At 71.4% G+C, this 12,552-nt stretch carries 11 protein-coding genes and 1 riboswitch; of the genes, 9 read left to right on the top strand and 2 right to left on the bottom strand.

All coding sequences use genetic code 11. From position 1 onward, the window contains the following. A partial coding sequence (locus tag DEIPI_RS28375) for a dynamin family protein (RefSeq protein ID WP_045233611.1) occupies positions 1-661 on the bottom strand: 661 nt, incomplete at its 3' end. Positions 662-857: 196 nt separating this feature from the next. On the opposite strand from DEIPI_RS28375, the gene DEIPI_RS0104125 reads away from it, so the two are divergent. After that, the gene (locus tag DEIPI_RS0104125) at positions 858-1,151 is read left to right on the top strand and encodes a hypothetical protein (RefSeq protein WP_027480948.1); all 294 of its coding nucleotides are present in this window, start codon (positions 858-860) and stop codon (positions 1,149-1,151) included. Between the two features lie 159 nt (positions 1,152-1,310). After that, a complete protein-coding gene (locus DEIPI_RS28370; protein ID WP_245588508.1) occupies positions 1,311-2,063 on the top strand; it encodes a YsnF/AvaK domain-containing protein in 753 nt (250 codons plus the stop codon). A 59-nt stretch (positions 2,064-2,122) separates the two neighbouring features. Here the strand turns inward: DEIPI_RS28370 and DEIPI_RS0104115 are convergent, their stop codons facing one another. Next, entirely contained in the window at positions 2,123-4,648 is a 2,526-nt protein-coding gene (locus DEIPI_RS0104115) for a G8 domain-containing protein (protein WP_027480947.1), read from the bottom strand. A gap of 162 nt (positions 4,649-4,810) precedes the next feature. Beyond that, a riboswitch (cyclic di-GMP riboswitch) is annotated at positions 4,811-4,893 on the top strand. Positions 4,894-4,955: 62 nt separating this feature from the next. On the opposite strand from DEIPI_RS0104115, the gene DEIPI_RS0104110 reads away from it, so the two are divergent. The 7 genes from DEIPI_RS0104110 to alaS all read left to right on the top strand — a co-directional run. Then, positions 4,956-5,438: a GspH/FimT family pseudopilin gene (locus DEIPI_RS0104110; protein WP_027480946.1), complete on the top strand. Its 483-nt coding sequence runs from the start codon at positions 4,956-4,958 to the stop codon at positions 5,436-5,438. Then, positions 5,435-6,061 (top strand): type II secretion system protein, encoded by a 627-nt coding sequence (locus tag DEIPI_RS0104105; protein ID WP_027480945.1) that lies wholly within the window; start codon positions 5,435-5,437, stop codon positions 6,059-6,061. The genes DEIPI_RS0104110 and DEIPI_RS0104105 overlap by 4 nt, the downstream gene beginning before the upstream one ends. After that, positions 6,058-6,816, top strand: coding sequence for a PilW family protein (locus DEIPI_RS0104100; protein WP_027480944.1), 759 nt, complete (start codon positions 6,058-6,060; stop codon positions 6,814-6,816). The genes DEIPI_RS0104105 and DEIPI_RS0104100 overlap by 4 nt, the downstream gene beginning before the upstream one ends. 12 nt (positions 6,817-6,828) lie before the next feature. Next, positions 6,829-8,574, top strand: a complete 1,746-nt coding sequence (locus DEIPI_RS0104095) for a hypothetical protein (RefSeq protein WP_027480943.1) — start codon at positions 6,829-6,831, stop codon at positions 8,572-8,574. Positions 8,575-8,620: 46 nt separating this feature from the next. Further along, entirely contained in the window at positions 8,621-8,881 is a 261-nt protein-coding gene (locus tag DEIPI_RS0104090; protein ID WP_045233610.1) for a hypothetical protein, read from the top strand. A gap of 360 nt (positions 8,882-9,241) precedes the next feature. Next, on the top strand, positions 9,242-9,940 hold the full coding sequence (locus tag DEIPI_RS0104085; RefSeq protein WP_169737016.1) for an alpha/beta fold hydrolase: 699 nt from the start codon (positions 9,242-9,244) through the stop codon (positions 9,938-9,940). Positions 9,941-9,971: 31 nt separating this feature from the next. Beyond that, on the top strand, positions 9,972-12,552 hold a 2,581-nt coding region (gene alaS, locus DEIPI_RS28365), incomplete at its 3' end, for an alanine--tRNA ligase (RefSeq protein ID WP_084473942.1).

Below are 12,552 nucleotides of genomic sequence, written 5' to 3'. Positions count from 1 at the left end.
GCTGCTCCGCGCGGGCGCTCACGAGGTGCACGGGCGGCGCCACGCCCAGCACGCCGCGCGCGCCCGCCTCCACGAAGGCGCGGACCTGCTCGCGCGTCTCGTCCGTTTCGAGCAGGTCGGCCTTGTTCACGACCATCACGACGCTGCGGCCCCAGCGGCGCGCGAGCTCCAGGAACTGCCGCTCGGACTCCGTGAAGGGCCGATCACTGGAGGTGAGGAACAGCACGAGGTCCGCGCGCGGCAGGAAGCCCTCCGTGAGCGTCTGGTGCTGCCTGATGATGGCGTTCGTGCCGGGCGTGTCCACCAGCGCGACCCCCTCCAGGACGTCGAGCGGGACGCGCTGACGCACCACGAAGGGATCGCCCGTGGCCTCCACGGGACCCTGCGGGCCGTGCAGCAGCACGTAGATGCGGTCCGTGGTGGGCGTGACGCCCTCGGGCAGGACGGTCTGCCCGAGCAGGGCGTTCACGAAGCTGGACTTGCCCGCGTTGAACTCCCCGACGACGACGAGCAGGAAGCTCTCGTCGAGGTTCGCGACGGCCTGCCGGGCGTGCGCGACCGTCTCGGGCGGCGCGCCCTGCGCGTCGAGGAAGGCGAGCAGGTCGGTCAGGAGGAGCCGCTCGCGTGTCAGGAGGGACTGGACGGCCTCGTTCACCAGCATGAGTCCAGAGTACGGCCCGGCCCGCGCGGGCATCACCCCCGTGAAGACGGGCGCAAGAACGCGGGCCGCGTGAGGGCAGGGCCAACGCTGGCCCGACGCCCCGTGAACACGGGTTGAGCCTCCTGCCAGGAAAAACGACGGGCACGCGACCTACAACCTGTAAGAGAACGCACCAACAGAGAGGGAGGACCACATCATGACGATGAACACCAACCGCATCACCGCCGTCTTCAGCGGCATGCCCGAGGCCGAGGCCGCCGTCGCCGATCTTCGCCGTCTGGGCGTCACGGACGCCCACATCAGCAGCGTCTCCCGCCACGGGGACCACGTCTCCGGCACCGCCACGGGCGTCGGTGACGGCCGCAGCAGCGACGAGCGCAGCCACGACATCAACGAGGGCACCGGCAAGGGCCTGCTGGCGGGAGAAGGGGTAGGAGCTCTAGAGGGCCTTGCCGCAGAAGGGATTGCCGGTGGGGGTCCGTTCATATAAGAGGGTGTGCTAGCCCCTACGCTCGGTACGGAAGGCGAGGCCCCCGTCGCCGAAGCTGTAGTGGGCGGTGGAGGCGGCCCTCTGGGAGGGGAAGTAGGCAAGGGGCGTTATTCGAGAGTGGAGGCGCGCGAGTACGGCCGCCGCGTCGAGGAGGGCGGCGTGCTCGTCGCGGTGGAGGGCAGCAGCAACGTCTCGCCCGATCAGGTGCGTGACGTGCTCGTCCGCAACGGCGGCTACGTGCACGGCTACGAGAGCGGCTCGCGCGGCCTGACCGGCACCACCTCCGGGATCGGCGCGAGCGGTCTGGGCAGCACGGGCGGCGTGGACACCCTCGGGGCGGGCACGATGGGCTCCGCGAGCATGGGCGCGGGCAGCGTGAGCTCCGGCAGCGTCCGCAACGACGACCTGCGCGACCGCTACCCCACCACGGAATCCGCCGACCTGCGCCTGCGCGACATCGACTCCAGCCTCTCGCGCGGCGACCTCGCCGAGCGCGAGCGCCTCCAGCTGCTCGAGGAGCGCCTCTTCGTCGAGAAGCACCGCGAGCTGCTCGGCAGCGTCGAGGTCGGCAAGCACGTCGAGACGCGCCAGCAGAACGTGAACGTGGAGCTCCAGCACGAGGAGCTCGTCATCGAGCGCCGTCCCGTGAACGACGGGCGTCCGGTGGAGGGCAACGTGACGCTCGGCGCGGGCAGCGAGACGTTGCGCGTGGACCTGGAGGCCGAGCGCGCGAACGTGCAGAAGCAGGCGTACGTCGTGGAGGAGGTCGAGGTGGGCAAGCGCACCGAGACCGAGCAGCGCACCTTCACGGAGACCGTGGGCCGCGAGGTTCTCGACGTGAACCAGACGGGCGACGTGAACCTGCGTGACGCGGACGGCGACCTCCGCGACGACCGCAACAACCGCCGCTGAGCGAGGTCCTGACGTGAGGGGGGCGGGCCCAAGCGCGGGCCCGCCCCCTCGTCACGTCGCTACCTGCACAGCGTCGTGCGGCACACCTCCAGCTCGGCCCAGTCGAGGCCTGCCTTCACGACGAGCTTGACGTGCAGCACGCCCCCCTCGTAGGCGTACACGTTCCCGGCGGTGCTGCCCTCCAGGTCCGCGAGCGCCACCTTCGTGAGGCGGTTGCGTTCGTCCACCCACCAGTCCCTGTACAGGGCGGGCTCGGTGGAGTACGGCAGGCTGAGGCGCAGCGTGTCGCCCGGCCTGCGGTCGTTCAGGCCGATCCGCAGGCGCGCCGGGGCGGAGCCGGCGTACGCGAGGGTGTACTTCTCGCCGAGCGGCACGCTCGTGGAGACGTACGTCCGGCCGTCGGGCACGCCCGCGAGGGTGACGTTCACGGCGTCGCGGGCGCGCGTGACGGTGAGGGCGCCCGCGCCGGACGCGCTCACGTCGTCCAGCCAGAGGCGGCCGTAGTCCTTCTGGCACACGTACGCGTTCCAGTCGTCGCGTCGCGCGCAGGACGCGTCGAAGAGCAGCGCACTGTTCGCGGCGACGACCCGCCCGGCGGTGCCGGTGACGCTGCCGTCCGCGTCACGGAACACGGCCGCGCGGTCCCCGTCGTACCCGGCGGCGGGATCCTCGAGGTACACGCGGTTCGCGTTCACGAAGGTGAGGGTGTCGGCGGCGTTGAGGGGACTGAGCGGGAAGGCGTTGCGGCGCAGGTAGCCCAGGGCGCTCGCCGGGCGCTGCGCGTCCGGCGTGAAGTTCACGAAGGTGCTGCCGCGCGCGCTCACGCGCCCGTCGTAGAACTCGAAGCCGCGGATCGGAAAGGACGGCTCCCACCACAGCGGGAGGCTGCCGCCGTCCGCGCGCCTGGTCTCCCAGGAGGGACCCTCGCCGCCGCGGTTGGCGCTCTCCCCCACCACGAGGGCGTTCACGAGGTGCGAGTCGTTCGACGCGAAGGTCGCGCCGATGGCGTTGTCGGCGAGGACGGCGTTCGTGAGGTCGTGACCCTCGCCGCGCAGCCACACGCCCCGGAAGCGGTTCTTGTACGCGGTGAGGTCCGCGAAGTTCGCGCGCACGACCTCGGACTTCGGATCGGCGGGGTCCTTCGAGGGGCGGTACCACGTCGTCTCGGCGGCGAGGGTGCTGGCGTTCGGGCCGCCGTCCACGTTGAGGCCGGTGCTGCCGTTGGAGTGTGCGACGTTGCCGCTGAACTCCCCGAGGGGCGTGCGGCGCGGCCAGACGCTCCCGCCGTTCGCGGCGGAGAGTCCGGTGGGGTGCTCGGGCAGGGCGTACCAGAAGCCGGTGCCGTCCGAACCGGCGGCGACGTTGCCGCGTACGGTGTTGGCGGGGTTGGTGATCCAGAACGTCGCGGGTTCCGTGTCGGTGGGCAGGATGGCCGTCTCCCCGGCGTTCTTGTCGGGGCGGCGCGTGCCGAGCGCGAGGTTGTTCGTGATCTGGTTGCCGGTCTCCGCGCCGTCCTCCAGGAAGAAGCAGTGCCCGATGGTGCCGTACGCGACGTTGCCGTCGAGGGTGACGCGGTTGGTGCCGTGGACCGTGACGCAGCGGTTGAAGAGGCCGTGCAGGCTGCTGCCGCGCACGTACGAGCCGGGCGCGTCTCCGAGCATGTGGAAGTGGATGGGGTAGCGCCGCGTGACGCCCTTCTGGCCCATGCGGGTGAGCTCGGCGCCCTCGACGCGGGCCGTGGAGCCCGTCATGACCATGACGTGCCCGCCGAACCCGGACGCGGAACTCGCGGTCTCGCCGCGCACGACGACGTTGCGGCTCAGCAGGCCCACCTCGGCGCGCTCGTCGAGGGTGCGGCCTGCGAACGTCTGGAGTTCGCCGTGATGGGACCACTTCAGCGCCTGCGCGAGCGTGACGGTGCTGCCGGCCACACTCCGCACGACGACCTGCTCGGCGCGGCCCTGGTCGAAGTCCGAGGAGGCGACCACGAGGACGTCCCCGGCCCGCCAGTCGGGCGCGCGGTCCAGCACGAGTTCGTCCGTACCCGCGCGGGCGGTGCGCGCCAGGCGCGTCCACGAGAGGCGCGGCCTGCCGTGCAGGTCGAGCGTGCCGCCGTCCATCACGGCGATGACCTTGTCGCCCATGCCGTGGACGTCCTCGCCGGGCGTGCGGTCGGTGAGGGTGATGCTGACGTCGGCGGTGAGGGGCGCGGCCTCGGTGCCCGCCTCCAGCCGTCCGCCGTGGATCATGATCCAGTCGGCGCGCAGGTCCAGCGGCCGGTCGTCGAACGCGAGGGTGCTTCCGGCGGGGATGGTGACGCTCGCGAGGGGTGGAGGGCTCACGTCGAGCAGGACGCGCTTCCCGGTGGGGATCGTGACGGCGGCGCCCTCGGCGGGAACCTCACCCCCGGGCCAGGTGGCCGGGTCGGACCACTTCAGGACGGGGGCGGGTTGTGGACTGGGCTGCGGGAGGGCGCCGGGCGCGGGTGAGGGGGTGGGAGTGACGGTGGCGTCGGGAGCGCCCTGCCCGGCGCAGGCGGCGAGCAGGAGCGCCGTCAGCAGGCCTGACAGGATCGGCTTCTTCATCCTGGCTTCATCGTAGGGGTTGGTACGCTTCCCCTGCTGTGAAGAACTCACCCTGCAAGCTGCGTCACGATGGCGGATTTTCACGCCCGTTTACCCCATTCAGGGGGTAGGAGGGGCACACCTCTGGCCCCATCATCGAGATGAGATCGGTGAGGGAAGCCTCATCGGCTGGGTGGCGAAGAAGCTCGTCCCGTACTCGGGCACCTGGAACGAGCGGAGCCAGTGGTGCGACCGACCCGGCGACACGACGCGCGACGCGCGTCGTCGTCCGCACGTCGGTCGGCAGGGCCCGGAAAGGACGCCGACCATGACACGATCCCGCTTCGGCTTCACGATCATCGAACTGCTCGTGGTCATCGCCGCCACCGGCGTGTTCGCGGCGCTGCTCGGCAGCACCATGCGCCCGGACCGCACCGCCGTCAACCAGGCGGCCAACGGCATGGCCGCCATGGTCGCCCGCGCCCGCCTCGAAGCGCTGCGCACGAACCAGCCCATGGGCGTCAGGATCGACCCCGCCATTCAGCGGGCCTTCGTCTTCGTCGACCGGAACCTCGACCTCGCGTTCGGCGCGGGCGACGAGCCGCTCGCGTCGACCGCCGTGACCTACGCGCAGGGCGACTACCGGGCCGTGCGGCTCAAGGCGACCGCCGCGACCACCCTCGTGTTCGACGCGCGCGGCGTCCTGCGCACCCTGAACGGCACGTCCAGCGTGCAGCTCACGAGCGTCACCGACGCCGCCACCCTGCGGACCGTCACGGTCAGCGCGCAGGGAAGGAGCGCCGTCGAGTGAGACGCGCGCAGGGACTCACGCTCGTCGAGATGCTCGTCGCGCTCTCCGTCCTCAGTCTGGCCCTCGTGGCCCTCGCGCAGAGCCAGCTCGTGAACATGGAGCAGACCCGCCGTGCCCGCGCGGAGACCAGCGTGAAGGCCGACCTCGTCGCGGGCATCGAGTACGTCGAGAGCCTGCTGCTGCGCTACGAACGCGTCTCCGGCTCCGGCGCGGCCGCCACGCCGCAGAACGCCTACTTCTTCACGTGGTTCTGGAACAACTGCGGCGGCGCGGCCGTCGCGGGCGCGCCCACCCCGTCCGTCTCGACGGCCCTCAGGTGCCAGGGCAGCGTCCCGCCTGCCCGTGCGGACGGCGCCCCGCCCGCCGCGCTCGTCGCGGGCGTCACCCCGCCCGCCACGCGGGGCGGCTTCACCTTCACCGTCAGCGCGAGCACCGCCGTCGCCGACGAGGGCGTGCTGCGCGTCGTCGTGTCCTCCGGCGAGGGCCGCGAGCGGCTCAGCCTCACCGACACCGTCGCCTGCTACGACGTCTACCCGTCCCCCACGCGGGACCTGCCCGCCCCCTGCCCCGCCGCCCGGACCCTGCCCGTGAACCCGACGAACGGCCCGGGGAGCCGCCTGTGAGGACGCCCGCCCGGACGGGCTTCACGATCGTGGAGCTGCTCGTCACCGGAACGATCCTGCTCGTCGTGCTGGGCGCCGCGCTGAACTACATCGGCACGCAGAACCGGGCGACGCGACTGGTGCAGGCCAGGAACGACGCGCAGGACGCCGTCCGGGTCGTCTCGCAGGTGCTGCTGCAGGACCTGCAGTCGGCCGGGACGAGCCGTTACGTGAGCGGCAACAGCGTCGGGACCCTCCCCTTCGCGTCCTGCACGCCGACCACGCCGTGCCTCGCGGCGATCGACGGCGGCGCCCGTGACGGCGTCAGCGTCCGCTACCTCACGTCCCTGCGCGACACCGTGAGCGCCTGCCGCGAGGTCCGCTACCGCTTCGACGCGCCCGGCGCCACGACGCTGCGGCGGCGCGACGTCACCTGCGGCACCCCGGAAACGCCCGGCACCCCCGACCCCGAGTTCGCGCGGAACGTGCTCGTCATGAACGTCACGTACGTCTGCAGCGACGGCCGCACCTTCGACACACCCGCGTGCCCCACGCCCGCGCCGACCGTCACGAACCCCTCGCCCCTGCCCGCGTACCCCCGCTCGGCGCGGCTGTCCCTGCTCGTCGCGTCGACCGCGCGTCTGCCCGACGCGAGCCCCTGGGTGTTCACCTACGTGGACGCGGCGGGCGTATCGCGCGCCGTGCCGTGCCCGACGGGCGCCGTGTGTTTCGGCAGCACGCAGGAGATCGCGATGGCCAACCTCAAGGACCAGTAGTCAGGAGGAGTCGTGAGCACCCACCAACGAGGCGTCGCCCTCATCACCACCCTCGCGGTCGTCGTCGTCGTGGCCCTGCTGGTCTTCGGCGCGATGTTCACCACCCAGATCGAACGCGCCAACGCCCGCAACGACCTCACCACCACCCAGGCGGAGTACATCGCCCGCGCGGGCCTGCAGAAGTACAAGACCGCCACCTTCCAGGCCTTCAACTTCTACCTCGCCAATCCCGCGCTGTACGCGGGCATCACGAGCCGGTACGCCCAGTGCGGGAACCTGCTCGCCGCCGGACTCGACCTCGACCGTGACGGCACCACCGACGGTCCAGGCGACCTGCGCGACAACGGCAGCCGGACGGAGGTGCTGCGGGACGTGAGCAGCGTCCTCGGGCAGTACACCGTGTCCTACCACGTCAACGGCGCCACGATCCTGCTGCGCTCCGTGGGCTCCACGCCCGGCGCGTTCGGCGGGAAGGCGACGGTGCAGACGGTCGTGCAGGGCCAGAACGCTGGGGTGTTCAGCAACGCCCTGTTCGCCGGGGGCGGCGCCACCAACCGCTACGTCAACGGCGGCGCGAACATCTGGGGCTCCGTCTACATCCAGGGCGACCCCGCCCAGCCCACCCAGAACGTCGTCCAGAGCAACGGCAACTTCACCATGAAGAATCACTACACGAACGCCCAGCTCGCGAGCGTGACGGGCCTGAGCAGCAGTCAGCTCGCGTCGTACCTCAAGCTCGAGGCGACCGAGCAGAAGGACCTGTGCGCGCGGTTGCGCGTCGCGTACGGCCGGGTCGAGCTGGGCGGCAGCAGCCTGATCGGGGAGGCCACCGCGCCCGACGGCTTCCAGGGGCGGGTACAGAGCCTGAACGTGGGCACGGGCGTGAACAGCGTGACGACGTCGGGCAGCGCGACCGTGAACGCGCAGGCGCCGACGGGCGCGTTCGACCTGAGCCAGCCCATCAACTTCCCGGTGCTGGACGCGGACGGGTCGGGACGGACGTACTGCAAGAGCGACCCCACCCGCACCTGGCGTCAGTGCCTGCAGAGCGACGCGGAGAGCAGGGGCATGGTGATCGACGTGACGGGCTCCACCGTGAGCATGCTGCCCGCCTCGGTGAACTTCTCCTGCACGCCCGGCAGGCTGAGCAGCGTCATCTCCGGCACTCCGCCCACCCTGACGTTCGGGACTTCGTCCATCTCCTGCACCTCGCCGGACCGCACGCGCGGCTTCACGTACTCGTACAACTCGGGCACAAAGCAGGGCACGCTGACCATCGCGGGCATCCTCGACCTGCGCGGCCTGAACGTGTACATGCAGGAGGACATGGTCGTGCGCTACCAGGGCAAGTCCACCCTGCTGGTCGAGCGCAAGAACGGTGTGGGCGGGAACGTCACGGTGGACGGCAACGTCCTGCCCGGCGGCGGGGGCCGCACCTTCCCCGACGCGGACGTCCTGGGGGTGCTCGCCGAGAACGACCTGCTGTTCACCGGCGACAACCAGAACGGTCTGCCGACCAGCCAGCAGATCGCGGTGGGGTTGTTCTACGCGGGCAACCAGACCACGGTCGCGCAGGGCGGGCGGGTGCTGGGCAACATCACGACCGGCACCTTCTGCACCAGCAGCAACTGCAACGCCGGGCAAAGCGCGCAGATCATCCAGGTGCCGGGGCTGGAGTACAACCTGCCGCCCGGCTTCGACAACCTCCGCAGCGACACCCTCGCCACCTACCGCGTGCTGTCCTACGAGCGAAGGTAGTCTTCATGGGCGCCCGCGTCACCCTTCGGGACTGCTAGCCTCGGGCATGACGAAGCAGGGCATCTCCTTCGCGCTGGTGGGCGTGGACGAACCGACGTACCTGAAGGTGCTGCGCGACATGACGCGCGAGGCGGTCTTCGCGCGGCCCCTGCAGCTGCTCGCGCAGCCCCCGAAGGGCGACGAGCCCGGCCGGCTCACCATCGCGTTCGAGGACGCGGACCAGGAGCAGGCCGTGCAGGCGATGCAGCGGCTCAAGACGATCATCCTGAGGTACGGGGTGCAGGTGGACAGTGTCAATAAGATGTAGAGACACGTCACCGGTCCAGGCATGAGCGAGGGGCCGTCCCCGAGCGTACGCAGCCACCCATGAGTGGAGAGACGCGTCAACGCACGAGGCATGAGCCCCGGGCCGTCCCGGGGCGTACGAAGCCACCCATGAGTGGAGAGACACGTCGACACACGAGGCATGAGCAACCCGACCGCTCGGGTGCGTACGTAGCCAAAAGCTGGACGGCCACGCCCAAGCCTGGAGAGACACGTAGACGCACGAGGCATGAGCCCCGGGCCGTCCCCGAGCGTACGCAGCCAAAGCGCGGACGGCCTCCCTTCGCCGCCCCAGGCATGAGCAACCCGACCGCCTCCGTCCGCTTCCCTTATGCTGGTCCGCATGACCGATCTGCCCGTCCTCGTGCTGCTTCACGGCGCGCTCGGCTCCGGCGCGGGTTTCGCGGACGTCGTCCGGGAGCTCTCTCCTTTCGCGCGTGTGCTCGCGCCCGACCTGCCGGGGCACGGGGGCATGCCCCTGCCCGCGCGCTTCGCGACGGACGGCTTCGTGGACGCCGTGACGGACGTCCTCGACCGCGAGGGCGTGGAGCGCGCGCACGTGTTCGGCTACAGCATGGGCGGGCACGTGGCGCTCACGCTCGCGCTGCGCTCCCCCGAGCGGGTGGCGGGCGTGATGACCCTCGCGACGAAGCTGCGCTGGACGCCGGACGTCGCGGCGCGCGAGTCGCGTCTGCTGGACCTCGCGCGGATGCGGGAGAAGGTGCCGCGCTTCGCGGGCGAGCTGGAGGCCCGGCACGCGCCGACGCCGCTCGCGGACCTGCTGTCGCGCACGGCGGATTTCCTGCGGGAGCTCGGGGATTCGCCGGAACTCACGCCGGAGGTCCTCTCGGCGCTCGCGGTGCCCGCGCTGTTCGCCGTGGGCGACCGGGACGCGACCGTCACGCTGGACGAGACCGCCGGGGCCGCCCGCGCCGTCGAAGGTGCGGGCCTGCTGGTCCTGCCGGACGTGCCGCACCCGCTGGAGCGCGTGCCCACGTCCCGGCTGACCTTCGAGCTGCGCGGCTTCCTCGCGCGGACCTGAGACCCGGGCGGACGCCCGGTATACTTGCCGAATGACGTCCGCCCTCACCACCGCCGAGATCCGCGAGAAGTACCTGTCCTTCTTCGAGGGCAAGGGGCACCTGCGCCTGCCCTCGCACAGCCTGATCGCGCCCGACCCGACCACGCTGTTCACCGTGGCGGGCATGCAGCCCTTCAAGCCGCAGTTCCTCGGGGCCGCCGCGCGCTTCCCCGGGCACGAGGGCGAGAGAAAGCGCGTCACGACGGCGCAGAAGTGCCTGCGCGTGAACGACATCGAGAACGTCGGCCGGACGCTGCGGCACTGCAGCCTGCTGGAGATGCTGGGCAATTTCAGCTTCGGCGACTACTTCAAGCGTGACGCGATCCTCTTCGCGTGGGAGTTCCTGACGGGCGCCGAGTGGCTCGCGCTGGACCCCGCGAAGCTGCACGTCACGATCTACAAGGACGATCAGGAGGCCTTCGACGTCTGGACGAGGGAGTGCGGCCTGCCCGAGGAGCGCATCCTGCGCTTCGACGCGGACGAGAACTTCTGGCCCGCCGACGCGCCCGCCAAGGGTCCCAACGGTCCGTGCGGCCCGTGCTCGGAGATCTTCTACGATCGCGGCCCGGACTTCGGCAGCGACACCTGGGCCGACTATCAGGAGACGCGCGAGTCGGCGCGCTTCCTGGAGATCTGGAACCTCGTGTTCCCGCAGTACGACCGTCAGGACGGCGGGGTCCTCGCGGACCTGCCGTACAAGAACATCGACACGGGCATGGGGCTGGAGCGCATCGCGAGCGTGCTGCAGAACGTCCCGGACTTCTACTCCAACGACGTGTTCCTGCCGCTCGTGACGCGTGTCGCGGAGCTCTCCGGGAAGCCCTACGAGGGCGTGACGAGCCTGTCGCACCGCGTCATCGCGGAGCACGTGCGCAGCGTCAGCATGACGGTCGCGGACGGCGTGACGCTCAGCAACACGGGGCGCGGCTACGTGATCCGCAAGATCCTGCGCCGCGCGAGCCGTCACGCGTACCTGCTGGGCCTGCGCGAGCCGGTGCTGCACACCCTCGTGGGGCTCGTGGTGGAGCGCATGGGCGGCGCGTACCCCGAGCTGCGCGAGCGTCAGGCGGAGGTGGAGGCCGCGATCCGCGCGGAGGAGACGCGCTTCCTGACGACGCTGGAGAGCGGCACGACCCGCCTGGAGGCGATCCTCGCGAAGATCGAGAAGGGCGAGATGCTGTCCGGCACGGAGGCCTTCACGCTGTACGACACGTACGGCTTCCCGCTGGACCTCACGAGGGAGATCGCGGAGGAGTACGGCGTCGGCGTGGACGAGGCGGGCTTCGACCGGGCGCTGGAGGAGCAGCAGGAGCGGGCGCGCGCGGGCAGCAAGTACGGCAAGAGCGAGCTGTTCGGGGACGTGCAGGAGGCCCTCGACGAGGTCGCGCGGACGCACGGCGCGACGGACTTCGTCGGGTACGAGGACCTCGTGACGGAGGGCCGCGTGCTGGCCGTCGTGGAGCGCGGAGAGACGCTGACGCGGCTCCCGGCGGGCAGCGCGGCGCAGGTGGTCCTCGACCGGACGCCCTTCTACGCGGAGGGCGGCGGCGAGGTCGGCGATCGCGGCTGGCTGGAGTGGCAGGGCGGGCGCGGCTTCGTCCGTGACACCCGCAAGAGCCCGCAGGGTCTCTTCCTGCACGACCTCACCGTCGAGGAGGGCGAGCTGACGGTCGGCGCGTCGGTGCGCGGCGTCGTGGACCTCCCGGAGCGCCTCTCGACGCAGCGGCACCACACGGCCACGCACCTGCTGCACGCCGCGCTGCGCGCGGTGCTGGGCTCGGGCGTGCGTCAGGCGGGCTCGCTGGTGTCCCCGGATCGGCTGCGCTTCGACTTCTCGCACGGCGCCACCCTGACGCCCGAGCAGGTCCGCGAGGTGGAGCGCCTCGTGAACCGCTGGGTGCAGGCGGACTTCCCCGTGACGTACGCGTACATGAGCCTCGACGAGGCCCGCGCGACCGGCGCGATGGCGCTGTTCGGGGAGAAGTACGGCGACACGGTGCGCGTCGTGAGCGTGGAGGGCGGCGTGCCCTTCCAGGATCACGTCGTGACGAGCCGTGAGCTGTGCGGCGGCGCGCACGTGAAGCGCACGGGCGAGATCGGCTCCTTCGTGATCGTCTCGGAGGAGGGCCTCGCGGCGGGCGTGCGGCGCGTGGAGGCCCTCGCGGGCGAGGCGGCCACCGCGTACGTCCGTGAGCAGCTCACGACGCTCTCGGACCTCGCGCTGACGCTCAACACGAACCCGGCGGGCCTCGCGGAGCGCCTCGCGGGCCTGCAGGGGCAGTTGCGCGACCTGAACGCTCAGGTGACGACGCTGCGCCGTCAGCTGACGCAGGCGCAGATGGGCGGCGGCGCCGCGCAGGACGTGCGGGAACTCGGCGGGTTCAGGGTGGCGTCGCTGCGTCTGACGGGCGTGGAGGCGAGCGAGCTTCGCGGCGCCGCCGACGATCTGCTCGACCGCAGCGGCGCGGACCTCGCTGTGGTCGCGTCCGACCGGGGTCTCGTGGTGAAGGCGAGCAGGGACGCCGTGTCGCGCGGCGCGCACGCGGGTCAGCTCGTCGGGAAGCTCGCGCTCG

It is taken from the genome of Deinococcus pimensis DSM 21231 (assembly GCF_000519345.1).
GTDB classification, from domain to species: Bacteria; Deinococcota; Deinococci; order Deinococcales; family Deinococcaceae; genus Deinococcus_A; species Deinococcus_A pimensis.
The sequence above is the reverse complement of the archived record's forward strand: the minus strand, read 5'-3'. Positions and strand labels throughout refer to the sequence as shown.

Coding starts and splice junctions, on each gene's coding strand:
- DEIPI_RS0104125 (WP_027480948.1), top strand. CDS start 858: ATGACGATGAACACCAACCGCATCACCGCCGTCTTCAGCGGCATGCCC.
- DEIPI_RS0104115 (WP_027480947.1), bottom strand. CDS start 4,648: ATGAAGAAGCCGATCCTGTCAGGCCTGCTGACGGCGCTCCTGCTCGCC.
- DEIPI_RS0104110 (WP_027480946.1), top strand. CDS start 4,956: ATGACACGATCCCGCTTCGGCTTCACGATCATCGAACTGCTCGTGGTC.
- DEIPI_RS0104090 (WP_045233610.1), top strand. CDS start 8,621: ATGACGAAGCAGGGCATCTCCTTCGCGCTGGTGGGCGTGGACGAACCG.
- DEIPI_RS0104085 (WP_169737016.1), top strand. CDS start 9,242: ATGACCGATCTGCCCGTCCTCGTGCTGCTTCACGGCGCGCTCGGCTCC.